This window comes from Dechloromonas sp. ZY10 (genome assembly GCF_041378895.1).
In the GTDB taxonomy this organism is placed as follows: domain Bacteria; phylum Pseudomonadota; class Gammaproteobacteria; order Burkholderiales; family Rhodocyclaceae; genus Azonexus; species Azonexus aquae.
The window spans coordinates 2,653,934-2,676,040 of the sequence record NZ_CP144212.1 but is presented as its reverse complement, the minus strand read 5'-3'; the positions used below and the strand labels follow the sequence as shown (position 1 = coordinate 2,676,040).

The following is a 22,107-nucleotide window of genomic DNA, read 5'->3' as shown; positions in this document are numbered from 1 at the left end:
GGCGAGCATTCAGGTTGAGGGGGCAGTGCGCTGACTTCAGCGGGCGCCGGCGTCTTCGTCGGTCTGCGATAGCGCTGAAAAGCGGGCTTCGTTACGTCTGGCGGCATCGTTGCTGACCCAGCGCAGCAACTGGCCTTGCGGATGCTCGCGGTTGACCGTGGCGCAGGCCGAGACGCACTGGCCGCATTGGGTGCAGGCGAACATCCAGCGCTTGACGTTGCGCGGCTTGAGGCGCATCGGGCAGACCGCGTCGCAGGCCGAGCCATGGCCATTCAGGCAGTTGGCGCAGTCGCTCAGGCGTTCGCGCTCGAAGCCGACCACCATCGCCTTCTTGTTACCCATCCAGGCAAAGCTCTGGAACAGGCCGATCGCGCAGGCGTAGCGGCAGAACAGGTGGCGGGCGAAGAGGAATTCGAGGCTGAGGACGGTGGTTGCGGCGGTCAGGAAAATCACTTCGCCACGGGTCAGGCTACCGTTCAACAGCCCTGAATAGACCTGGGAGGGTGGCATCAGGTAGGTCAGGCCGACCAGGGCCCAGGCAAAGGCAAAGGCGATGGCGGCGGGGACGACCGCAAACCAGTAGCGTTTGTCGCGCGGCGCCGGCGTGCCGTCAGGCTCCCACGGTGGCGTCGTCTTCTTGTCCCATAGCGAATGCTTGCCGGTGGCGAACAGCATCAGCCGATTGATCGTTTCGACTACCGAAAAATGCGGGCACAGCCAGCCGCAATAGAGGCGGCCCCACTTCCAGGCGACCAGGATGATCAGTGCCAGCGTGCCGAGCACCGGCAGGAACAGAAAAAGCACGATATTGCCGGCGGCGGCGAGCGGGTGGCCCGTGCCGGCGATCAATTCGTCGATGCCGAGGTGCCAGGGAAAGGTCAGGAACCAGGCGTGACCGGCAATCAGGTCATAGCGGAAAAGGTCGAATACCGGGGTCAGGGCGAAAAGCGCAAAAAAGGCGATCTGCGCCAGTACCCGGGCGCGTTGCAGCGCGGGTTTGCTCACGATGATTTTCCGGTGTTTTCGCCGTCGACCGTGGGGCCGATCAACGGGTAGCGCCAGGTCTGCCCGTTGAGTGCCTTGATCAGTGCGTACATGCCGAACAGCACCAGGGTCGAGTGGATGCAGGTGAAATAGAGGATCAGCGTGACCCAGGTCCATTCCGACTGCAGGCCGCCGGCGGCGAGGATGATGGCGGAGAGGCCGACGATCAGCAGGCCGCCCCAGAAGCTGACCCAGGTGGCCTGCTTGAGATGCTGGCGGGCCAGCGGCGGGGCGCTGTGGCGGAATTTGAACCAGAGCCCGGCCAGAACGGCAAAGGCGAGGCCGGGAAAGGCCAGCAGGTTGAGCAGAAACAGGGCTTCGGCGGCAACGGCCAGACCCTGGCCGAGTTTTTCTTCCGGGATGCCGAAGTCGTCTTCGCTGCTCATCGCACTTCTCCTCAGCGACCGAAGGTCGCGTTGACGATTTCCATCAGGGCTTCGACCGTTTCTTCGTCGTCGGTCAAGCTTTCGACCAGCGCGGCGCGGCAAGCGACCGAAACGTCCATCCCTGACTTGATCAGGGTGGCGGCATAGACCAGCAGGCGGGTACTGACCACTTCTTCGAGATCGCGGTCCTTGAGCGCGCGGAAGGCGCGGGCAATGCCGATCAGGCGCTTGGCCAGATCACCGTCGCAGCCGGTTTCGCCGATCAGGATCGAGCTTTCGCGCTCGGCCGACGGAAAATCGAAGCGCAGCGAGACGAAACGCTGGCGGGTCGAGGGCTTGAGGCCCTTGAGCAGGTTCTGGTAGCCGGGGTTATACGACACCACCAGCATGAAGTTGGGCGGGGCTTCGAGCGTCTCGCCGGTGCGGTCGATCGGCAGGATGCGACGGTCGTCGGCCAGCGGATGGAGGACGACGGTGGTGTCCTTGCGTGCTTCGACCACTTCGTCGAGGTAGCAGATGCCGCCTTCGCGTACCGCGCGGGTCAGCGGGCCGTCGGTCCAGTAGGTGCCGCTGCCGGAGATCAGGTGGCGGCCGACCAGGTCAGCGGCGGTCAGGTCGTCGTGGCAGGCGACGGTGTACAGCGGCAGCTTGAGGCGGGCGGCCATGTGCGCGACGAAGCGGGTCTTGCCGCAGCCGGTCGGGCCCTTGATCAGCAGCGGCAGGCGCTCGCGGTAGGCGTGTTCGAACAGCGCGATTTCGTTACCGGACGGTTCGTAGAAGGGCAGGGAGTGGTCGGACATGGAGTTTTACGGTCAACGCGGAAAAAAGGGGCAAAAAAACGGGCCGGAGCGGGCTTATTTGAGCGATAGCCAGTAGGCGAGCAGGATCAGCCCGCCGACCAGCAGCATCCAGCCTTCGAGCAGAATGCGCCAGAGTCGTGGGGCATGGCGCAGTTCCATGAAATCGAGGATTACCAGGCGACCCTTGACGAAAGCGATCAGCAGCATGGCGACGATCGCACCGGTGCCGGCAGCACCGCTTTCGCCGAGATACCAGGTCAGGCCGGTGGCGGCGAGCAGCACCAGCCAGGCGCGGTGGATGGGATTGGCAAGGAACTTCATCATCAGCGCATCACATAAACCAGAGGAAAGAGCACGATCCACAGCAGATCGACCATGTGCCAGTACGCAGCACCGCTCTCCAGGCCGTTGGCCTCGCTGGCGCCATAGACGCCCTTGCGCGCCTGTTTCCACAAAATGCCGAGGATCACCATGCCGAGGATCACGTGCATGAAGTGAAAGAAGGTCAGCGAGATGTAGAACATGTAGAAGGTGTTGGTCGACAGCGTGATGCCGGCGCCGAACTTGGCCGCGTATTCGTAGCATTTGACGCCAAGAAAGGCTGCGCCACAGAGCCAGCCGAGGGCCAGGTGCCGGCTGATCGCGGCCTGATCGTTACGGTGGGCGGCTTGGACCGCCAGGGCGACGAACCACGAGCCGGTGATCAGCAGCACGGTATTGACTGCGCCGGCAGTCAGGTCCAGCGTCTGCTGGTAGAGGTTGAATTCCTCGACATGACGGGCGCGAGCGAAGGCGTAGGCCGAGAAAAACACGGCAAAGGCGAGCAGTTCGGCAAGGATGAAAAACCAGATTGCCAGGTCGCCGGGCAGTCGGCGCGGGGCAGTTGTGGCTTCGGAAGGGGTTGGGGTCTGCATGAGCGCATCTTAATGATCCGCTGCGCCGGCCAACTTGATCTGGCCTAAATCGTCGCTGCCAGTGCGTGGGTATTGATCCGCACCAGGGCCTCTGGTAACTGTTCGGCCGGGACCGGGCGCGAGAACAGATAGCCTTGCCCGTAGCGGCAGCCCATCTGGCGCAGCACCGCGAGTTGCTCGGGGGTTTCGATCCCTTCGGCGACGACTGACAACTGCAGGCTGTCGGCCATCATTGTCACCGCCTCGACCATCACCCGGTCATGGGAGGCCTCGTCGAGGTCGCGGACAAAGGCCTTGTCGATCTTGAGCGTATCGAGTTGCAGGGATTTCAGATAGGACAGCGACGAGTAGCCGGTGCCGAAATCATCGAGATAAATCCGGCAGCCGGCGGCACGCAGGGTGTCGATCCAGGTTTCGACGGCACTGCGGTCGCCGATCAGCGTGCTTTCGGTGATTTCCAGACCGATCCGGTGTGGGGCCAGCTGATGTCTGGCGAGCAGCGCGAGCACCGCTTCGGGGGCAAGGCCGGTGGGAATTTGCCGTGCCGAAACGTTGACCGTGAGATTCAGGCCCAGGCCGCCTGCATCCCATTTGGATAACTGCTGGCAAGCGGTTTGCAGGCACCACAGGCCGATTTCGTCGATCAGCCCGGTCTCTTCGGCGAGCGGGATGAAGCGGTCGGGCGGGATCATGCCAAGGGTCGGGTGCTGCCAGCGCAGCAGGCATTCGGCGCTGCTGACACGATGACTGGCGAGGTCGACGATGGGTTGATAGTGCAGGCGCAGTTCGCCCCGGCTGGCGGCTTCCCGCAGGTCACTGGCCAACTGCTGGCGTTGCTCGACTGCCTTGGCCATTGACGGCTCGAACAGCCGCCAGGCGTTACCTCCGCTACTCTGGGCGCTGGCCAGCGCCAGTTCGGCGTGTCGCAGCAGATCCGGCAACGTGTTGCCGTCGGCCGGGTAACGGGCGATGCCGATGCTTGCGTGCAAGCCGTGTTCGCGGTCGGCAACGCGGATCGGTTCGGCAATCTGGCCTTTCAGTCGCTGCGCCAGTTTGCCGGCGGAAATGCTGCTGGAGACACCGGGCAAACAGATGGCAAAATCGTCGCCACCAAGACGTGCTACCTGGTCGCCGGGCTTGAGCGCGGCCAGGCAGCGGGCGGCCATTCCGACCAGGACCTGGTCGCCGACGGCAAAGCCGAGTGCATCGTTGATCTGGCGGAAACCGTCGAGGTCGAGCAGGAGCAGGGTGAATTCCTGCTCCGGCTGGTTTTTCAGTTGTTGCAGCAAGGCTTGTTCGAAGCCGCTACGATTCGGCAGGCCGGTCAGTGGATCGGTGATGGCGAGGCGACGGGCGCGGATTTCGGCCTCGCGGCGCTCGGTTACATCGCTGACAATGCCCTGGACCAGGTCGGGGCCGACCGGTGTCAGGGTGATGTTCAGCCAGCACCAGCCGGTTTCCGGATGCATCAGTTCGAAGTCGTCGCCAACGGTGAGGTTGTCTTGCAGGCAGCGGCCAATCAGTGCTGGCAGATGTTCCGGTGCGGCCCAGGGAAGGTCGGTCAGGGCCAGCGCCGCAGCCTGTTCGGCGGCCGGCGGCAGGCCGGCCAAGCGGGCGAGAGAACGGTTGTAAGAACTCATTCGGCAACGTCCGTCGGCGACAAAAATGCCCGATTCGGCGTTTTCGAAAATCCCGCGGTATTTGCGCTCGTCGATTTCCCGCTGCCGGCGCAGACTCTGTTCGTCATGCAGAGAGGCCACCAGTCGCGCAGTCAGAGCATTGATGTCGGCCGTCAGGGTGCCCAGCAGGTTGTGCTCATGACTGCGCGGTGGCTGCAGGTGGGCTCCCGACTCGGCATCCAGGGCGTGCAAGCCGTGTGACAGCCGGGCAATCGGGCGCATTACCAGGCGATAGACGGTCAGGGTCAGCGCTGCGGCTACTGCGGCGATCAGCAGGCCGAACTGCGAGGCGATATACAGGGTCGAGGTAACGATCCGTTCCTCGATCAAGGCCTTGTTCGGATACAGGGTGATGCTGCCGACCCGTTCCCGTTCGTCGAAGGGGGAATGCACTTCCCGTTCCAGCGGCGCCACCGTCAGTGGCATCTTGCGTCCGGGTTCGGGGCTGCGCTCCTGGTAGGTGAGCGGCTGTAATTCGTCGGAGATGCGGACTGCGCTGATTTCCCGCGTCCGCATCAGGCCGCGGGCGACTTCCGCCGCCAGTTGCTCGTCCTTGACGAAGCAGGCGATGCGGACAGTACTTTCAACGGTGTCGATCAGTTCCCCGAGTTGGCGATAGGCGTCGGCCTCGGCCTTTTGCTTGACCAGCACCGAGAGCCCGGCGACCAGCAGGCCTCCGACCAGCAAGGTCATGGCGATGATGCTGGCGACCGTGCGAAACAGCAGGCTGCGTTGCCAGAGCGGGGAAGGCGGCTTCATCGGCTGCTCACCTCGAAGACCACGCGCAGGCGCCGGTCGGCTTTGCTACGTTCGATATAGCCGATGGCGCGTGGGTTGATCAGCAACTGCTCCAGCAGACGTTCGCTGCTATCCACCGTTCGCGGTGGGGCGACCCGCCCCGTAAACACCAGGCGGGCCCAGTAAGCGCGAATCTCGGCGCTGGTCTTGTTGAGCAGGGTATCGTAGAACGCTGCGTGTTCGGCCGAGCCGGTGGGCAGGTCAATCGGCTCGGCAAGTTGGCCGCTGGCCAACTGACGGTAGCGGCCGAGAAAAATATTGGTGACCTCGGTTTTCCCCAGCGCGCTGATTTCACTGTCCGCGCGCACCACCACGACCATCTCGGCCCGAACGGCCGGGAGGCCGAGCAGCAACAGGAGAGGAAGCAGGCGCAGGTAACGCATGATCAGAAAATGAAGTCGAGAACCGCCGAGAGAACCTGGGTTCTACCGTTCCAGGCCCGGGTTTCGTCGCGATAGGGAAAGATCGAATCAGGCTTGCCGCGAATCATGTCGTACTGGATCTTCAGCGCAAACTGGCTGGCCAGATCCCAGCGTAGCCCCAGCGTGGTGGTCTGCTGGGCGCTGTGGCTGTCGGCGAGCACGCTGGCAACGCCGGCGTTGAGCAGGTCGAAAGCCGGTGCAACGCCGCTGGGCAGGCCGCTTTCGAGTGTCCGCCGGTTTGAGCGAATCCAGGAGTGGCCGATAAAAGGAGTAACTGTGCCACGCCGGTAGCCGACCTGCAGGTATCCGGCCTGCCAGTTCTGGAAGGCAGAGGTCGAGTGAGTGGCGCGGCTGAGCATGGCCTGGAACTGCAGCGGGCCATCGTCATAGACTACGCCCAGTGAGTGAAAGCGGCTGTGCGCGCCTGCCACCTCGAGGCGTTCGGCAGCCGTGCCGGCGGCAGGAAAGAGGGGGGCAAGCTGGCGCAGGTTGTCGCTGATCTCGGCGATCGGCAGGTTGTGGCGGAAGTGCAGCAAGGTCGTGCTCAGCCGGAGGGTCCAGGGGCCTTGCTGCAGACTCAGGTTGCCGCCGCTGAGCTGGGAGCCGCGCAATGGCCAGCGACGTTCGGCCAGAGGGAGTTCTTCGTCCAGGTAACCCCAGTACAGCTTGCCCCGGAGCAGACTGTCGCCCAAGGGATGCGCCAATTGCAGATCGGTGCCGTCGAAATGGGCAAAAGGCAGGGCGCCAAAGAAGTCACCCGAAGGGCGGACTGTGAGATAGCTGTAACCGATGTGACGCGAATCGGAGAACAGGTAAAAATCGGTCGGCATCCGTCCCACCCGCAGGGTGGCCCGGGCATCCGGTTCGTAGCGGACAAAGGCGGACATCAGTTCCGGGTTGTAGTTGTTACCCACCCGGTAGCGACTGATTCCCTGTGCAACCAGTGCCAGTTGCGGATTCACCTGCCAGCTGGCTTGCAGCCCGAGCAGGCTGTCGGTTTCGCTGCGCCAGTCGCCGCGGCTTCCCTTGGCTTGTCCAAGGTCGCGGACAAAGGCTGCTTGGCGGCTGCTGGAACGGGTCAGGCCAATGCTGCCGAAGCCATTGAACTGCACGCCTCCGGGTAGCGATGTCTCGGCGTGGCCGGAGGTGGCGAGCAGCAGTAAGAAGGCCGGAAGAAGGCGTAAGCGCATGGGGTAAAACGATGGAATGTATCCCTGAATGCTAACAGAAAGTCCCCTTTGTTCCGGGGCTGGTGGAGAAGGATGATCGTTGTCGACCTGACGATTCGACGATAAAAAAAGCGCGGTACCGAAGTACCGCGCTTAATACTGCGAGGAGGAATATCCCGGTTAGGCGGCTTCTTTCTCTTCGCCACCGATGAAGAAGCTGGCGATGTAGACGATCAGGCCGATCAGGAAGGCCACGCCGGTCCATTCACGCATCCAGTAGAACAAGGCGATCTTGTCCTGTGCAACCATGAACGGCAGCGGTGCGTCGGAGGCGCGTTGCAGCCAGACCTGCAGGATGCCGGCAGCGGTCAGGAACAGGGTGATGAAGACCATGGCGATGGTCATCAGCCAGAAGCCCCACATTTCCATCACTTGCGACTTGTTGCTGTTGGCAGCACGGCCGCGCATGATCGGCATGGCGTAGGAGATCATCATCAGCACGACCATGGCGTAAGCACCGTAGAAGGCCATGTGACCGTGGGCGGCGGTGATCTGCGTACCGTGGGTGTAGTAGTTCACCGGAGCCAGGGTGTGCAGGAAGCCCCACACGCCAGCGCCGAGGAAGGCCATCACACCGGTACCCAGGGCCCACAGCACGGCAGCCTTGTTCGGGTGTTCGCGACGACGACGGTTCACCATGTTGAAGGCGAAGACGGTCATGGCGAAGAACGGAATCGGCTCCAGTGCGGAGAAGATGGAACCCCACCACTGCCAGTATTCCGGCGTACCGATCCAGTAGTAGTGGTGACCGGTACCGATGATGCCGGTGATCAGGGTCAGGGTGACGATCACGTACAGCCACTTTTCGATCACTTCGCGGTCAACACCGGTGGTCTTGATCAGCACGAAGGCCAGGAAAGAGCCAAGGATCAGTTCCCAAACGCCTTCCACCCAGAGGTGCACCGTCCACCACCAGAAGAACTTGTCGAGAACGACGTTCGCCGGGTTGTAGAAGGAGAACAGGAAAAAGACGGCGAGGCCCCACAGACCGATCAGCAGCACGGTCGCAACCGAGGTCTTCTTGCCCTTCAGCACGGTCATCGTGATGTTGAACAGGAAGGCCAGGGCAACGATGACGATGCCGACTTTGGTGATCAGCGGTTGCTCAAGGAACTCGCGACCCATCGTTTCCACGATGTTGTTGCCGGTCATGTGCGCCAGGGTGGCGTACGGAACCGTCAGGTAGCCGACGATGGTCAAGGCGCCTGCGACCAGGAAGATCCAGAACATGGCCAGCGCCAGTTTCGGGCTGAACAGTTCGGTCTCGGATTCTTCCGGGATCATGTAGTAGGCGCCGCCCATGAAGCCAAACAGCAGCCACACGATCAGCAGGTTGGTGTGGACCATGCGGGCCACGTTGAACGGAATTGCCGGGAACAGGAAGTCACCCAGCACGTACTGCAGGCCCAGGATCAGGCCAAACAGGATCTGCCCGACAAAAAGACCGAGGGCAGCGATGAAGTAGGGTTTTGCAACCGCTTGCGACTTGAATTGCATGTTCGTTCTCTCCTCTCGATCAGCCCTGGTTGTTAGGCGGCCAGTTGGCATCGTTGATCGAATTGACGTGCTTCAGGAAGGCCACGATGGCATCCAGTTGCTCGTCGGTGAAGTTGAACTGCGGCATGCTGCGGCGGCCGGGGATCCCTTCCTTCGGACGGGCCTTGATGAAAGCCTTGGTGCCTTCTTCGCCGTAACGGACAACGACGTTGCCCAGTTCCGGTGCGAAGTAGGCGCCTTCGCCCATCAGGGTGTGGCAACCAATGCAGTTGTACTCTTCCCACAGCTTTTTGCCCATGACGACTTGCGGCGTGATGTTGGCCCGCATGTCCCGCTTGGGCAGTTGCGAATGGGTGTCGAATGACAGCGCCAGGAACAACAGGAAGAAGAAAACCGTCCCCCCGTAGAAAATGTTCCGCGCCATCGATTTGGTGAAAGCGCCACTCATGGATTTTCCCCCTTTCGGAATATATGTTTGGCCGACCGATGGTAGTGGCGGGGGGCGGTTGCGGCTTTGATGTCCGCTAAAAATGGGAAATGTGCAGGCAGCGGAAAGCCTTGCCGGAGCAAGGGTTGTGCTGTACGCGAGAGGGAGAATTGCTGTTTTTATGGGAATGTTTTTTGGGTTTTTTCTGGTTTTATCGGTGGCTTTCGGTGCTTAGAATGGCGCTTTTTGTCCCGAGCGAGGAGAAAACCATGGGTTTGTTCGATATGTTCAAAGGCAGCAATAACGAGGAAATGACTCCCAAGCTGGCTTTTGCTGCAGCCCTGCTGTACATGATGTCGGCCGATGGCCAGATCGAGGAGGAAGAGGTCGGGCAATTGATTTCGGCCCTTGGCGGTGACCGCGCGACGCTTGATGCGGCACTGAAATATGCCCGCAAAAATCCAGTCGATGCCTTCCTGCCGCAGGCTGCGGCGGTTCTGTCAGAGTCGCAGAAGCTGTGCATTTTGACCAATCTGGCGGATTCCTTGCTGGCCGACGGCAATGCGGCAGCGGCCGAGCAGGCCCTGTTCAACCGCTTCCTCAGCGGCTTTGGTATCGGCGAGGAACAGTTCCGTCCATATTTCGAAGTCATTGTGGTGAAGAACGACCGCAGCGTGTTCAACCGCTAAGCGCCGGGCTGCCGGGACGCAGGCGGGTCCCGGCAGCGGCCAAGACGGTATACTGCGCACTCTTCTAGGGAAGGGTTAGACATGGCAGTAGCCAACGACACCGCCAGCATGGCGTTATTTTGCGATTTCGAGAACATCGCCCTCGGCGTGCGCGATGCGCAATACGAAAAATTCGATATCAAGCCGGTGCTTGAGCGCTTGCTGGCCAAGGGCAGCATCGTCGTCAAGAAGGCTTATTGCGACTGGGAGCGCTATAAAGGTTTCAAGGCCGGAATGCATGAAGCCAATTTCGAACTGATCGAAATTCCCCATGTTCGCCAGTCCGGCAAGAACTCCGCCGATATCCGGATGGTGGTCGATGCGCTCGACCTCTGTTATACCAAGGCCCACGTCGATACCTTCGTGATCATCTCGGGGGATTCTGATTTCTCGCCGCTGGTTTCCAAACTCCGCGAAAACGCCAAACGGGTGATCGGGGTCGGCGTCAAGCAGTCCTGCTCCGATCTGCTGGTCACCAATTGTGACGAATTCATCTATTACGACGATCTGGTGCGCGAGCGCGAGGCGCAGCGCGCTTCGCTGCGCCGCGAGCGTGAACAGGGCAAGCGGACGCCGGAAGAAGAGCAGAAACGGCGCGAGAAACTCGAAGAGCGCAAGACTCGGGCGGTCGAACTCGCCGCAGCGACTTTTGCCGACATGATTGCCGATCGGGGCGAGAACGAACGGATCTGGGCCTCGGTGCTCAAGGAAGTGATCAAGCGGCGTAATCCTGGCTTCAACGAGAGCTATTTCGGCTTCCGCACCTTTGGCAACCTGCTGGAAGAGGCGGCACAGCGGGGGCTGCTCAGTGTTGGCCGCGATGAAAAGTCAGGCAACTATGTGACCCGCGCCCAGCCTCGTGCGGCCGAATCCGAGCCGGAAGCGGGAGAAGCCCCGGGGGAACTGTCAGGAGAGCATGAGGCCGAGATGGTGCCGGCGGCGACTGCCGCACCGGTTGATGTTGCCGCCGTCGAAGCGGGTTCCGGTCGTCGCGGCGGTCGGGGGCGAGGCCGTGGTCGCAAGGGTGAGGCCCAGTCGGCCGTCGCCGAGACGTCGCGTCGCGAGTCTGCCGAACCTTTGCCGGAGACGGAACTTTCAGCTGGGCCCGCGCAGCTGGTCTCGTCGCCAGATGCGTTAGCGGTTGCCAGCGTGGGCGATGAGCGTGCAGGCGAGGCGCCCGCTGAGGCTGCGGGCAAGGCTCGCCGCGCGCACAAGCCAGCCCGCAAGGAGAAGAGCGAACAGAAGGCCGGGCAAAAAGCCGGGCCAAAGGCCAAAGGCAGCCAGGTGGCGTCGCTTGCGGAAAGCAGCGAGGAGAAGCCTGCCCGTAGTCGGCGCAAGACTGCAGAGAAGCGTGTGGCGACAGAGACTGCAGTGGTCGGCGAAGTGGCTCCGGTGGTCGCTGCCGAGCCTGAGGCTGCGGTCAAATCCGTCAAGCCGGCCCGACAGCGCTCTTCCCGGCCGCGCAAGGCTAAAGAGGCTAAAGAGGCGAAAGATGCCAAAGGGGCGGCCGAAGTCGGTGAATAAGCGACCGAAGGCAGGCGCTGGTGCCTGCCTTCAAGGACGATAAAAAACCGCCCTCGGGCGGTTTTTTATCGGCTGGCGGGTCGACCGTGGAACTTGTGCCCGGCGGTCAGCCGGCGACCCGGTGGCAGGTCTCAGGCGGCCTCGGCCGGTTGTACCGGAATCTTGTGGCCGCGACGGACGATGCGGTTCTGTGAGTCGACGTAGATCAGGTCCGGCTCGTACTTGGCAATCTCAAGGTCGTTGTAGATGGCAAAGGTGGCGATGATCAGGATGTCACCCGGGGCGGCGCGGCGGGCGGCCGAACCGTTGACCGAGATCACCCCGGAGCCGCGCTCGGCGCGAATGGCGTAGGTGGTGAAACGCTCGCCATTGTTGACGTTCCAGATGTCGATCTGTTCGTATTCCTTGATATTGGCTGCGTCAAGCAGATCTTCGTCGATGGCGCAGGAACCCTCGTAGTGCAAATCGGCGTGGGTCGTGGTCACGCGATGCAGCTTGGATTTCAGCATTGTTCTCTGCATAGGTTTCACTCATCCATGGTTAAGGAAGGTCGGGGAAGCGCATTGTAACGGCAATCGCCCCTCTGTCAACCAGTGTAATTATGAATTTGTGCGGGGCTCAAATCTCAATGTTATCAATGAGCCGGGTAGCCCCCAGTCGGCTTGCCGCAAGCACCACCAGTGGGGCGTTAGCGGTCTGTGGCAGGCTCAGGTCGGACTGTTGTCGCACCGCAACATAATCGCTTTTCCAGCCGGCTGCGGCGAGTTCGTCGAGCGCCTTCCGTTCCAGTCCGGCGTAGTCGCGATTGCCGGCCAGTATGGCGCTGCGGATTTCTTGCAACAGGCGGTAGAGGCGCGGCGCTTCGGCGCGCTCGGCCGGCGACAGGTAGCCGTTGCGCGAGGAGAGGGCCAGGCCGTCGTCGGCACGTACGGTTTCGCCGCCGACAATCTTGATCGGCAGGGCCAGTTGCCGGGTCATGTTGCGGATTACCATCAACTGCTGGTAGTCCTTTTTGCCGAACAGCGCGACTTGCGGCTGGACGCAGTTGAACAGTTTGGTGACCACGGTGGCGACGCCGCGGAAGTGGCCGGGGCGAAACTCACCATCGAGGATATTCTGGATACCGGGCGGTTCGACGTGGTATTCCTGCGGTTCCGGGTAGAGGTCGCTCTCGGTGGGGGCAAACAGCACGTCCACACCGGCTGCCGTCAGCCTGGCGCAGTCGGCTTCGAAGGTGCGCGGGTATTTGTCGAAATCCTCGTTCGGGCCAAACTGCAGGCGATTGACGAAAATCGATGCGACCACGGTGTCACCGTGGGCTCGGGCCTGTTCCATCAGGCTGATGTGGCCGGCGTGCAGGTTGCCCATGGTCGGCACGAAAACGATACGGCCGCATCCTTGCAGGGCGCTGCGCAGGTCGGCGATACGGGAATGGATATGCATGGCAAGTCGGGAGTCGTGAGCCGGGACGGTTGCGCTGGCAAGCACGTCCCGGCCAGCCCTCAGGCTGAATAAGTGTGTTCCGGGCCGGGGTAGCTGGCGTCCTTGACCGCAGCCACGGCGCGGCGGGCGGCGTCATCGAGCGAACTGGCGCCGGCCATGAAATTGCGCACGAACTTGGCTTTCTTCCCCGGCGGAATGTCGAAGGCGTCGTGCACGACCAGCACCTGACCGGAGCAGTCCTTGCCGGCGCCGATGCCGATGGTGATGATGTCGAGCTGGGCGGTGACTTCGGCTGCCAGAACGGCCGGGATGGCTTCGAGCACGATCATCGTCGCTCCGGCTTGTTGCAAGGCCAGCGCGTCGTCCTTCAGGCGCTGGGCAGCGGCATCGCCCTTGCCCTGAACCTTGTAGCCGCCGAGTACATGCACCGATTGCGGCGTCAGGCCAACGTGGCCGCAGACCGGAATCCCGCGCTGGACGAGAAAGCGCACGGTCTCGGCCATCTCCCGGCCGCCTTCGAGCTTGACCATCTGAGCCCCCGCCGCCATCAGCGTGACGGCGTTGCGGAAGGCCTGCTCGGGGGCCTCCTGGTAGCTGCCGAAAGGCATGTCGGCGATGATGAAGGCGCGCTCCGAGCCGCGTTTGACGGCGGCGGTATGGTAGGCGATGTCGGCAATGGTCACCGGCAGGGTGGTGTCGTGGCCCTGGATCACGTTGCCCAGCGAGTCGCCGATAAGCAGGCATTCGACGCCGGCGCCATCGAGCAGACGGGCGAAGCTGGCGTCGTAGGCAGTGAACATCACGACCTTTTCGCCATCCTGGTAGAGCTTGGCGAGGTCGGCCTGGGTCAGGCGGCGGGTAATGGTTTGTGCGGACATCCTGAGTCGAAAGTAGGAGTGAGGGTTAGGTGCGGCGTGGCCGCGACGGACGGTGACGGCGTGATCTTCAGCCGCGGAAAACGAAATAGACGGCGCCTAGGATACACAGAGCCGCCCACAGATAGTCAAGCTTCAGCGGTTGATCCATATAGAAGACGACGAACGGAATGAATACCGTCAGGGTGATCACTTCCTGCAAAATCTTGAGCTGGGCCAGGCTCAGCTGGCTGCTGCCGATGCGATTGGCCGGTACCTGCAGCAGGTATTCGAACAGTGCGATGCCCCACGACAGCAGCGCGGCGATCCACCAGGGGCGGTCGTTCAAATGCTTGAGGTGCGAATACCAGGCAAAGGTCATGAAGACGTTCGAGAGCGTCAGCAGGATGACGGTCTGCCAGAGGACGGGAAGTCCGGTCAAGGCGCTCATGCAGGCATCCGGGCGGGATCAGAGACGGACGATGCCCTGATTGGCGACGGCTGGCAGCCAGGCGGCGAGGGTGCCCCGGCCGGGCAGCGGAAAGTCGGCAGCGGGTACGACATCAGCCAGCGGTTGCAGGACGAAGGCCCGCAGGTGCAGGCGCGGGTGCGGCAACTGCAGGCGCGGCGTATCCAGCGTCAGGTCGCCGTAAAGCAGGACGTCGAGATCCAAAGTACGCGGGCCGTTGCGCAGGCTGCGGATGCGTCCGAAATCCTGTTCGATGGCCAACAGCGCGTCGAGCAGCGCTTCCGGTGCCAGCGCGGTTTTGATGCGGGCAGCGGCGTTGATGAATTCGGGTTGCTCGGCAATTCCGACCGGCGCGGTGCGGTAGAGCGCCGAGCGGGCTTGCAGTTCGCTGTCCGGCAGCCGGGAAATGGCCGCAAAAGCGGCGTTGACCGTGGCAACCGGGTCGCCGAGGTTGGCGCCCAGCGCAAGATAGGCAATCGCCATGGGTAATCCTTGCGTTTATTCGCCGCTGCTACGGTCAACGTCGCCGGGAGCCGGTTTTTTCTTGCGCCGGCGACGTTTTTTCTTGTCGCCAGCGGCTTCCGGCAGCAGCATTTCGCCACGCTGGTCGAAGTCGGCACGCTGGAAGCGGGTCCACCAGTCGGCAATCTCCATCTCGATCTCGCCGGCCTGGGCACGCAGCACCAGAAAATCGTAGGCAGCACGGAAACGCGGCTGTTCGAGCAGTGCGTAGGGGCGCTTGCCGGCGCGCTGCTCGAAGCGCGGCTGCAGCGACCAGATTTCCTTGATGTCGCCGACGATGCGGCGGGTGATCGCCAGCTTTTCCGCCTGGACGTCGAGCACGTGGTCCATTGCCTGATACAGCGCCGGAATCTTCAACTCGCCTTTGGCCTTCAGTTTGTCCCAGTGCATCAACACTTCGTGCCAGAGCAGGGTGGCGAACAGGAAGCCGGGCGAACTTCCCTTGCCTTTGCGGATTCGTTCGTCGGTATTGGCCAGCGCCAGCATAACGAACTTTTCTCCGAGCGGCTGTTCGAGGATGACGTCGAGCAGCGGTAGCAGGCCGTGGTGCAGGCCTTCGTCGCGCAATTGGCGCAGGCATTTCACTGCATGGCCCGAGGTCAGCAGCTTGAGCATTTCGTCGAACAGCCGGGCTGGCGGGACGTTTTCCAGCAGGCTGGTCATTTCGCGGATCGGGCGCTTGGCGTCTGGATCGATCTGCAGCCCGAGCTTGGCCGCCAGGCGAACGGCGCGGAGCATGCGCACCGGGTCCTCGCGGTAGCGGGTCTTCGGCTCGCCGATCATGCGCAGGGTTTTTGCCTTGAGGTCGCCGACGCCGTGGTGGTAGTCGATGATCGCTTCCGTGGCTGGGTCGTAATACAGGGCGTTGGCGGTGAAGTCTCGGCGCGCCGCATCTTCGGCCTGGGTGCCGAAAACATTGTCGTGCAGGACGCGACCGTGCTCGTCTTTCTTGGTGTTGGCGTCGAGTTCACCGCGGAAGGTGGTGACCTCGATCGTCTCCTGCCCCATCATCACATGCACGATCTGGAAGCGGCGGCCGATGATCCGCGAGCGGCGGAAGCAGGCACGGACCTGCTCCGGCGTGGCGTTGGTCGCGACGTCGAAATCCTTGGGGTCGGCGCCGATCAGCAGGTCGCGTACCGCGCCACCGACGACGAAGGCCTTGTAGCCGTGCTGCTGCAGGGTTTCGCAGGTGCGGCGGCTGCCTGAACTGAGGCGGTCGCGGGTGATGCCGTGACTGGAAACCGGGATGACGGCCGGTTCGTTCTTGCTGGGGGCGGCTTTTTTGCCGCCGAAAACACGGGAAATGAGTTTGCGGATCACGGGAAAAAGAAATGTTGCACTGCGAAAACCTGCGGATTCTACCGGAAGGCGTAGGGCTTTTTGCGCAATTGCCGATGAAGAATGTTAAGCCGGACGCAGACTGATGACCGGCCAGCCGGCTGCCGTGGCGTGTGCCCGCAGCTTGTCGTCGGGGTCTACCGCAACCGGATGACTGACTTTCTCCATCAGCGGCAGGTCGTTGTGCGAGTCGCTGTAGAAGTAGCTTTTTTCGAAACTTCCCCACCACAGACCCTGGCTTTCCAGCCAGGCTTCGACGCGGGTGATCTTGCCGCCCTGGAATGAGGGGGTGCCAGTCGGCTGCCCGGAAAAACGGCCGCTGGCGACGTCGACCGCAGGAATTGTTCCGATCAGGTTGCTGATCCCGAATTCGCGGGCAATCGGACCGGTCACGAAACTGTTGGTGGCGGTGACGATGGCGCACAGGTCGCCGTCGGCGAGGTGCTCGAGAACTTTGGTCCGGGCCTGCGGGGTCATGATCGGGCGGATGTGCTTGGCCATGTACTCGCGGTGCCAGGCATCAAGTTCGCTGCGCGGGTGGCGGGCCAGCGGTGCCAGCTGGAATTCGAGGAAGGCGTAAATGTCGAGCGTGCCGGCCTTGTAGTGCTCGTAAAACTCGATGTTCTTGGCCTCCTGCACTTCGCGGTCGACCACCCCGCGCGAAATCAGGAATTGCGCCCACTCAAAATCGGAGTCGCCGGCAAGAAGGGTGTTGTCGAGGTCGAACAGGGCAAGATTCATGGTGACAGGCGGTGCAGACAAGGAAGAGGATGAAGGATTCAGGGGGCGTATTGCTGCAGCAGTTCGCGCAATAGCGGCAGGGTCAGCGGACGTTTCTGCTCCAGCGAATACTGGTCGAGCGCCAGCAGTAGCATCGCCAGGGTCCGCATGTCGCGGCTGACGTGGCGTAACAAGTAGCTGCTGATTTCGCCGGGCAGGCGCAGGCTGCGTTCGCGGGCCAGGGCTTGCAGCGCCTCGGCCTTTTCGCTGTCTGACAAGGCTTGCAGCCGGTAGATCAGGCCGGAGCCGAGGCGGGTGCGCAAGTCCTCGCGCAAGGCCAGGTGGGCCGGTGGTTGCGGGGCGGCGGTGAGCAGGCGACCGGTTGCAGCCTTGAGCTGATTGAACAGCGCGAACAGCGCAATCTGGCCATCGGCGTCGAGCCGGTCGACATTGTCGATCGCCAACTCGCCGTTGGCGGTAATCCCAGCCAAGGCCGGGTTGGTGGCGGCATCGACATAGGCGAAACCGCTGGCCAGCAGCAGGTGCGTTCGGCCGCAGCCGGACTCGCCGTAAAGGGCAAACGAGGTGTCGGGCCGCGCCCCAGCCAGCCATTCGGTCAGTGCCGCGACGGTTTCGGCATTGCTGCCAGCGACGAAGTTGTCCAGCGTCGGAGGGCTGTCGGGCACGAGGTCGAGGGTAAGTTGGCGCATGGTGGGGGGAGAAACGACGAGGGGCGGATTTTACTGGTAAACCGGAAGCGCGCCGAGAGGTGCCTGGCAAGTGGCATTTTTTGCGATTTTTACGGTCGACCCTAAACAGCGGCCAATTCGCCATGATTTGCACCATAGGTCATACGGTGCTGCGGCGGAAAAGCCGCTATATTGAGTCAGGGGAAGGTCTATCGACGCGGGGAGGAGTGCCTGCATGAGATGCCGGAAAAATGATTGCCAAAGCCGCGCTTGGTCGTGGCTGTGCGGGTTGGGCTTGGGCTTGGTGTTGCCGCTGGTGCTGGCGGCTGATGCCGGGCGTGCGTTGCCGGTTGCCGATTCGCCTGCGGTTGATGTCGGTGTGCAGCCGTTGGGTATACCGTCAGGGGTGGTTAGCGCGGTGATGCAGCGCGACCGGGTTTTGCAGCGGGCGCTTGAGGTGTCGCGCGGGACTGCAGTGTTTCATCCCTTCTGGCGTGGGCCGGAGATTGTTCCGTTGCTTAATCGCCGTCAGCTGGAGGTCGGGTTGCTCGGCGACATGCCAACGCTGATGGCTACGGTCGGCGGGCAGGCCGTGATTGTCGGCCTGGTCAAGCAGACCTCGACTGCGATTGTCGGACGGGGCGTGATTCAGGTGGGCGAACTGGCCGGCAAGCGGATTGGTTATGTCGAGGGGTCGAGTGCGCATCACACCCTGCTGCAGGGCCTGCGCTCGGCTGGGCTCGACGAGCAGCGGGTGCAGCTGTTGCCGCTGGCCGTCAGCGAGATGCCAGAAGCACTGGCGGCTGGCCGCATCGACGCATTTGCCGGCTGGGAGCCGGCGCCGGCGATTGCCCTGGCCGCGAGCCGCGATAACCGGGTGGTATTTCGCGGCTTGACCAGCGACTATCTGGTGTTTGGCCGTGCATTCGCCGAGCGGCAGCCGGAGAGCGCCCTGCAGGTGGCCGCATCCTTCGTCAGGGCATTGGAGTGGATGCGTCGTTCCCAGTCCAATCTGGAGCGGGCAGTGCGCTGGATGAAGGCCGATGCCTTGGCCTTTTCGGGTAAGCCGGTCGGTGTGACGGATGCGCAGGCGGTACGGATTGTCCGTCAGGATTTGCTTGAGGTGCCATCGGCACCGGCTATTCCCGAGCGCTTGAGCCGGCCGCCGTTGCGCGGTGAGTTCGACTTTTTAAGTCGTCAGGGGCGCTTGCCGGAAGGTGCGCAATGGTCCGCCGTCGAAGCCGCTCTGCGGTATGACGGCCTGGCCAGAGTCATCGCTGATCCCAAACGCTATCGCCTGTCGGTTTTTGATTACGAGAATTGATCATCGTGATGCGCCCGCACTCCTTCTCCGCCCGCGTCAGTCGCTATTTCGCCCTGCTTTTTGCCCTCAGTATCGCTGCCGTCATGTGTGCCTGGTACTTCGGTGTCCCGGCGCTGGGGTTGACCGGCGAGTGGCAGCGCCACGTGACCGGCGCGGTGCAACTGCTGGAGCAGGGGGCGGACTACCAGCAATCCTTGCTGACTCAGCGGATCAAGGAGCGGCGCGGCGACCTGCTGGTGCTGGCTGAAAACGAGGTGGTTGCCCGTGCCTTGCAGCGGCCAGGCGAGGTTACACAGGCAACGGTCGAAGTGACGCTCGAGCGGTTGTTGCGGGCCTACCCCGACCATTACCGCTACCTGCAGATTCTCGATCCGGGTAGTGGCGAGGTGCGGTTCAGCACTTCGGCCTCGCAAATCGGACGGCGCTTGCTGGCAGCCGAGACCTTGCGTGCCATGGGCGAGCCCGGAGTGCATGAAATGATCCGTCTGCTGCCCGATGCCGGCGGGGGGGGCTGGCGCTTACCGTGCTACGCCAGGTGCATGCGCTAGACAGTGAAGGTCGGCCGGTCGGGCGACCGCTGGGGGTGCTGCTGGCGGTGCTCAACCACGAGCAGTTGTTGCCGATGGCCGAACTCGGCAGTGCGGCGATGCCCAACTTGCAGCGGCACATGTTGCTTGCCGATACTTCCGGAGAGGTGCTGCTAAACACCTTGTCGGGGCAGCCGGGAGAGCGCGAAGTACTGCGCCTGCTGGCAATCACTGCCGGTTTCGAAGGCAGTGTGGCCCAGGTGGTTGAGCCTTTGGGCGAACTGGTGGCCAGTTATCGGCACGTTGCGATCAGCGGCAGCGAGGGCTTGCGCCTGGTGCATTTTCAGCGCAAGGCCGAAATGCTGGAGGGGGCTGGCCGGATTCGTACCGGCTTGTTGCTGGTCGGGACGCTCTTCTTGCTGGTCGGCCTGGGGCTGGTTTGGGGCGCGGTACGCCGCTTGACCCAGCCGCTGGCCCGCCTGGCCGAAACCGCGCGAGCCTTTGGCGGCGGAGAGCGGCAGCGGCGGGTGGCCACGGATGGCGAGTCCTGTAGTGAATTCTTGGCGCTGGGGCTGGCCTTTAACCATATGGCCGAGCAAGTGAATCAGGCCCAGAGCGGGCTGGAGCAGCGGGTGATCGAGCGTACCGAGGAACTGGAGCGTGAACGGCGCCTGCTCAAGACGGTGATCCAGTCGGCGCCGGCGATGATCTGGCTGAAGGACCCGGCTGGGATTTATCTGGCCTGCAATGCCGAATTCGAACGCTTTTTCGGGGCGGCCGAGGCGGCGATCATCGGACGGACCGACTACGATTTTGTCGATCAGGCACTGGCCGACTTTTTCCGCCGCAACGATCAGCGGGCTGTCGAGCGCGGGGGGCCGACGGTCAATGAAGAATGGGTGACCTATGCCCACGGTGGTCCGCGGGTGTTGCTGGAAACTACCAAGACGCCGATTTACTCGGGTAGCGGCGATTTGCTGGGGGTGCTCGGAATCGGTCACAACGTCACCGAACGGGTCTTGATGCTGGAGGGAATCCGCGAACGCGAAGCCCGCTTCCATGCCTATTTCGATTACGCAATGATCGGGATGGCAATCACCAGCCCGGAGAAGGGGTGGGTCGAGGTCAATGATGCGCTGTGCCAGTCCTTTGGTTATGCACGCGAGGAATTGCAGCGGATGACCTGGGTCGAACTGACGCATCCTGATGATCTGGAGGCTGACGCAGCACAGTTCCGGCGCCTGCTGGCCGGCGAAATCAATGGCTATGCAATGGACAAGCGTTTCGTTCATCGCGACGGACACCCGGTGCATACCCGGCTGGCGGTCAGCGTGGTCCGCAAGGCCGATGGTCAGGTCGATTACTGCGTGGCGATGGTTGAGGATATTTCCGAGCGCAAGGCGGCCGAAGCCAAATTGCTCGAATACCAGACCCAGTTGCTGGAAATGGTCGAGACTCGTACCCGCGATCTGGCGCAGGCCAAGGAGGACGCCGAGCGGGCCAGTCGGGCCAAGAGTACCTTCCTGGCCAATATGAGCCACGAACTGCGGACGCCGATGAACGGGGTGCTGGGGATGATCGCGCTGGCCCGCAAGCGGATGAGCGATCCGCGCGGCGAGGAGCAGTTGGAGCGGGCCCGGACGTCAGCCGAGCATTTGCTGGGCATCCTCAATGACATTCTCGATTTGTCCAAGATCGAAGCCGAACGGATGACCCTGGAGCGGATTCCCCTGCATCTCTCGACCGTACTCGGCAATGTTTACTCGATGCTAGGCGCCCGGGCCGAAGAAAAGGGGCTGACGCTGGCGGTTGACCTGCCTTGGGAATTGGGGCGCAAACCCTTGCTCGGCGACCCCCTGCGGCTTGGCCAGATCCTCAATAATCTGGCGTCCAATGCGATCAAATTCAGCCAGCATGGCGAGATCAGGATCACGGTCGAACTGGCGGCTGAGGTCGGGCAGGAAGTACTGTTGCGCTTTTCGGTCAGCGACCAGGGGATCGGGATTGGCGAGGATGAACAGGCGCGTCTGTTCTGTCCCTTTGTCCAGGCCGACGAGTCGATGACCCGCCGCTTCGGCGGTACCGGGTTGGGGCTGGCGATCAGCCGGCGTCTGGTCGAGTTGATGGGCGGGGAAATCGGTGTCAGCAGCCAGTTGGGGCAGGGGAGTTGTTTCTGGTTCACCGTGCGCCTGCCGTTGGCCGATGAGGCTGCCAACGGCCAACTCCTGCCGCACGGCAGCGATGAGTCGGCGGAGAGCCGGCTGCGCCGTGATTTTGCTGGCGCATGCGTGCTGCTGGCGGAAGACGAGCCGATCAGCCAGGCGGTGATGCAGGGCGCTTTGGAAGAGGTTGGGTTGATTGCGGATCTGGCAGAGGACGGCGCTGCGGCGGTGGTGCTGGCGAACCAGCAGAAATACGCGCTGGTGCTGATGGATATGCAAATGCCGCATCTCAACGGGATTGAGGCAGCGCGCGCAATCCGTGCCGACTCGTTGAACCGGCAGACGCCGATTGTCGCCCTGACTGCCAATGCCTTTGAACAGGATCGCCTGGCCTGTCTCGACGCCGGGATGAACGACCACATCAGCAAGCCGGTCGATCTGGAACTGGTTTACGCCACCATTCATCGCTGGCTGAGTCGCAGCAAGGCTGCTGAGATGAGTGCGGTCGGCTGAAAATGGCGCTTTGCCACGGTCGACCGTGGTAAATACAGAAAATGCTCGCCGGCAGTGATGGTGCTGCCGGTAAAAAAGCAACGCCCCGCAGCGGG

Annotated in this window: 23 protein-coding genes; 5 read left to right on the top strand and 18 right to left on the bottom strand. The window is 62.5% G+C overall.

Translation table 11 applies throughout. The features are described 5' to 3' along the window. Positions 1-36: 36 nt before the first annotated feature. The 10 genes from VX159_RS12135 to VX159_RS12090 form a co-directional block, all read right to left on the bottom strand. Complete coding sequence (locus VX159_RS12135) at positions 37-1,005, bottom strand: 4Fe-4S binding protein (RefSeq protein WP_371323150.1); 969 nt, start codon at positions 1,003-1,005, stop codon at positions 37-39. Continuing rightward, positions 1,002-1,430: a hypothetical protein gene (locus tag VX159_RS12130; RefSeq protein ID WP_371323149.1), complete on the bottom strand. Its 429-nt coding sequence runs from the start codon at positions 1,428-1,430 to the stop codon at positions 1,002-1,004. Before VX159_RS12130 ends, VX159_RS12135 begins: the two co-directional genes overlap by 4 nt. Before the next feature lie 11 nt (positions 1,431-1,441). Next, positions 1,442-2,230 (bottom strand): CbbQ/NirQ/NorQ/GpvN family protein, encoded by a 789-nt coding sequence (locus VX159_RS12125; protein WP_371323148.1) that lies wholly within the window; start codon positions 2,228-2,230, stop codon positions 1,442-1,444. Between the two features lie 54 nt (positions 2,231-2,284). Then, complete coding sequence (locus VX159_RS12120; RefSeq protein WP_371323147.1) at positions 2,285-2,554, bottom strand: cytochrome C oxidase subunit IV family protein; 270 nt, start codon at positions 2,552-2,554, stop codon at positions 2,285-2,287. After that, complete coding sequence (locus tag VX159_RS12115; protein ID WP_371323146.1) at positions 2,554-3,144, bottom strand: cytochrome c oxidase subunit 3 family protein; 591 nt, start codon at positions 3,142-3,144, stop codon at positions 2,554-2,556. The genes VX159_RS12120 and VX159_RS12115 overlap by 1 nt, the downstream gene beginning before the upstream one ends. A 44-nt stretch (positions 3,145-3,188) precedes the next feature. Further along, a complete protein-coding gene (locus VX159_RS12110) occupies positions 3,189-5,582 on the bottom strand; it encodes a putative bifunctional diguanylate cyclase/phosphodiesterase (protein ID WP_371323145.1) in 2,394 nt (797 codons plus the stop codon). Beyond that, positions 5,579-6,004, bottom strand: coding sequence for a hypothetical protein (locus VX159_RS12105; protein WP_371323144.1), 426 nt, complete (start codon positions 6,002-6,004; stop codon positions 5,579-5,581). Before VX159_RS12105 ends, VX159_RS12110 begins: the two co-directional genes overlap by 4 nt. Positions 6,005-6,006: 2 nt before the next feature. Further along, complete coding sequence (locus VX159_RS12100) at positions 6,007-7,233, bottom strand: hypothetical protein (protein ID WP_371323143.1); 1,227 nt, start codon at positions 7,231-7,233, stop codon at positions 6,007-6,009. A 159-nt stretch (positions 7,234-7,392) separates the two neighbouring features. Beyond that, positions 7,393-8,769, bottom strand: coding sequence for a cbb3-type cytochrome c oxidase subunit I (locus VX159_RS12095; RefSeq protein WP_371323142.1), 1,377 nt, complete (start codon positions 8,767-8,769; stop codon positions 7,393-7,395). Positions 8,770-8,788: 19 nt separating this feature from the next. Beyond that, on the bottom strand, positions 8,789-9,217 hold the full coding sequence (locus tag VX159_RS12090) for a cytochrome c (protein WP_371323141.1): 429 nt from the start codon (positions 9,215-9,217) through the stop codon (positions 8,789-8,791). Between the two features lie 248 nt (positions 9,218-9,465). Between VX159_RS12090 and VX159_RS12085 the strand changes: the two genes are divergently transcribed. After that, positions 9,466-9,885, top strand: coding sequence for a TerB family tellurite resistance protein (locus VX159_RS12085; RefSeq protein WP_371323140.1), 420 nt, complete (start codon positions 9,466-9,468; stop codon positions 9,883-9,885). Positions 9,886-9,966: 81 nt separating this feature from the next. After that, complete coding sequence (locus VX159_RS12080) at positions 9,967-11,448, top strand: NYN domain-containing protein (RefSeq protein ID WP_371323139.1); 1,482 nt, start codon at positions 9,967-9,969, stop codon at positions 11,446-11,448. Between the two features lie 131 nt (positions 11,449-11,579). On the opposite strand, the gene panD is transcribed toward VX159_RS12080, so the two are convergent. The 8 genes from panD to hda all read right to left on the bottom strand — a co-directional run bounded on the left by panD (position 11,580) and on the right by hda (position 17,507). Next, positions 11,580-11,969, bottom strand: coding sequence for an aspartate 1-decarboxylase (gene panD / locus VX159_RS12075; protein WP_371323138.1), 390 nt, complete (start codon positions 11,967-11,969; stop codon positions 11,580-11,582). A 97-nt stretch (positions 11,970-12,066) separates the two neighbouring features. Continuing rightward, positions 12,067-12,891, bottom strand: a complete 825-nt coding sequence (panC, locus tag VX159_RS12070; RefSeq protein WP_371323137.1) for a pantoate--beta-alanine ligase — start codon at positions 12,889-12,891, stop codon at positions 12,067-12,069. Positions 12,892-12,950: 59 nt separating this feature from the next. Beyond that, positions 12,951-13,769 (bottom strand): 3-methyl-2-oxobutanoate hydroxymethyltransferase, encoded by an 819-nt coding sequence (panB, locus tag VX159_RS12065; protein WP_371323136.1) that lies wholly within the window; start codon positions 13,767-13,769, stop codon positions 12,951-12,953. Positions 13,770-13,836: 67 nt separating this feature from the next. After that, positions 13,837-14,196 (bottom strand): DMT family protein, encoded by a 360-nt coding sequence (locus VX159_RS12060; protein ID WP_371323135.1) that lies wholly within the window; start codon positions 14,194-14,196, stop codon positions 13,837-13,839. 18 nt (positions 14,197-14,214) lie between these two features. Beyond that, positions 14,215-14,697 carry a 2-amino-4-hydroxy-6-hydroxymethyldihydropteridine diphosphokinase gene (folK, locus tag VX159_RS12055; RefSeq protein WP_371323134.1) on the bottom strand — a complete coding sequence of 161 codons (483 nt, stop codon included), beginning with the start codon at positions 14,695-14,697 and terminating at the stop codon, positions 14,215-14,217. A gap of 15 nt (positions 14,698-14,712) precedes the next feature. Continuing rightward, on the bottom strand, positions 14,713-16,059 hold the full coding sequence (gene pcnB / locus VX159_RS12050; protein WP_371323133.1) for a polynucleotide adenylyltransferase PcnB: 1,347 nt from the start codon (positions 16,057-16,059) through the stop codon (positions 14,713-14,715). 84 nt (positions 16,060-16,143) lie between these two features. Then, positions 16,144-16,818: an HAD family hydrolase gene (locus VX159_RS12045; protein ID WP_371323132.1), complete on the bottom strand. Its 675-nt coding sequence runs from the start codon at positions 16,816-16,818 to the stop codon at positions 16,144-16,146. Between the two features lie 38 nt (positions 16,819-16,856). Continuing rightward, positions 16,857-17,507, bottom strand: coding sequence for a DnaA regulatory inactivator Hda (hda, locus tag VX159_RS12040; RefSeq protein ID WP_371323131.1), 651 nt, complete (start codon positions 17,505-17,507; stop codon positions 16,857-16,859). A 214-nt stretch (positions 17,508-17,721) separates the two neighbouring features. On the opposite strand from hda, the gene VX159_RS12035 reads away from it, so the two are divergent. From VX159_RS12035 to VX159_RS12025, 3 genes are read left to right on the top strand one after another with little or no spacing between them, the layout of a single operon-like run. After that, the gene (locus tag VX159_RS12035) at positions 17,722-18,810 is read left to right on the top strand and encodes an ABC transporter substrate-binding protein (protein ID WP_371323130.1); all 1,089 of its coding nucleotides are present in this window, start codon (positions 17,722-17,724) and stop codon (positions 18,808-18,810) included. A 5-nt stretch (positions 18,811-18,815) separates the two neighbouring features. Continuing rightward, entirely contained in the window at positions 18,816-19,358 is a 543-nt protein-coding gene (locus tag VX159_RS12030) for a hypothetical protein (protein ID WP_371323129.1), read from the top strand. Next, entirely contained in the window at positions 19,334-22,012 is a 2,679-nt protein-coding gene (locus VX159_RS12025; protein WP_371323128.1) for a PAS domain S-box protein, read from the top strand. Before VX159_RS12030 ends, VX159_RS12025 begins: the two co-directional genes overlap by 25 nt. Positions 22,013-22,107 lie beyond the last annotated feature (95 nt).

What these genes read in the sequence shown, in the direction of transcription:
- VX159_RS12130 (WP_371323149.1), bottom strand. Translation starts at nt 1,430, where the DNA reads ATGAGCAGCGAAGACGACTTCGGCATCCCGGAAGAAAAACTCGGCCAG.
- VX159_RS12125 (WP_371323148.1), bottom strand. Translation starts at nt 2,230, where the DNA reads ATGTCCGACCACTCCCTGCCCTTCTACGAACCGTCCGGTAACGAAATC.
- VX159_RS12120 (WP_371323147.1), bottom strand. Translation starts at nt 2,554, where the DNA reads ATGATGAAGTTCCTTGCCAATCCCATCCACCGCGCCTGGCTGGTGCTG.
- VX159_RS12115 (WP_371323146.1), bottom strand. Translation starts at nt 3,144, where the DNA reads ATGCAGACCCCAACCCCTTCCGAAGCCACAACTGCCCCGCGCCGACTG.
- VX159_RS12110 (WP_371323145.1), bottom strand. Translation starts at nt 5,582, where the DNA reads ATGAAGCCGCCTTCCCCGCTCTGGCAACGCAGCCTGCTGTTTCGCACG.
- VX159_RS12105 (WP_371323144.1), bottom strand. Translation starts at nt 6,004, where the DNA reads ATGCGTTACCTGCGCCTGCTTCCTCTCCTGTTGCTGCTCGGCCTCCCG.
- VX159_RS12100 (WP_371323143.1), bottom strand. Translation starts at nt 7,233, where the DNA reads ATGCGCTTACGCCTTCTTCCGGCCTTCTTACTGCTGCTCGCCACCTCC.
- VX159_RS12095 (WP_371323142.1), bottom strand. Translation starts at nt 8,769, where the DNA reads ATGCAATTCAAGTCGCAAGCGGTTGCAAAACCCTACTTCATCGCTGCC.
- VX159_RS12090 (WP_371323141.1), bottom strand. Translation starts at nt 9,217, where the DNA reads ATGAGTGGCGCTTTCACCAAATCGATGGCGCGGAACATTTTCTACGGG.
- VX159_RS12085 (WP_371323140.1), top strand. Translation starts at nt 9,466, where the DNA reads ATGGGTTTGTTCGATATGTTCAAAGGCAGCAATAACGAGGAAATGACT.
- VX159_RS12080 (WP_371323139.1), top strand. Translation starts at nt 9,967, where the DNA reads ATGGCAGTAGCCAACGACACCGCCAGCATGGCGTTATTTTGCGATTTC.
- panD (WP_371323138.1), bottom strand. Translation starts at nt 11,969, where the DNA reads ATGCAGAGAACAATGCTGAAATCCAAGCTGCATCGCGTGACCACGACC.
- panC (WP_371323137.1), bottom strand. Translation starts at nt 12,891, where the DNA reads ATGCATATCCATTCCCGTATCGCCGACCTGCGCAGCGCCCTGCAAGGA.
- panB (WP_371323136.1), bottom strand. Translation starts at nt 13,769, where the DNA reads ATGTCCGCACAAACCATTACCCGCCGCCTGACCCAGGCCGACCTCGCC.
- VX159_RS12060 (WP_371323135.1), bottom strand. Translation starts at nt 14,196, where the DNA reads ATGAGCGCCTTGACCGGACTTCCCGTCCTCTGGCAGACCGTCATCCTG.
- folK (WP_371323134.1), bottom strand. Translation starts at nt 14,697, where the DNA reads ATGGCGATTGCCTATCTTGCGCTGGGCGCCAACCTCGGCGACCCGGTT.
- VX159_RS12045 (WP_371323132.1), bottom strand. Translation starts at nt 16,818, where the DNA reads ATGAATCTTGCCCTGTTCGACCTCGACAACACCCTTCTTGCCGGCGAC.
- hda (WP_371323131.1), bottom strand. Translation starts at nt 17,507, where the DNA reads ATGCGCCAACTTACCCTCGACCTCGTGCCCGACAGCCCTCCGACGCTG.
- VX159_RS12035 (WP_371323130.1), top strand. Translation starts at nt 17,722, where the DNA reads ATGAGATGCCGGAAAAATGATTGCCAAAGCCGCGCTTGGTCGTGGCTG.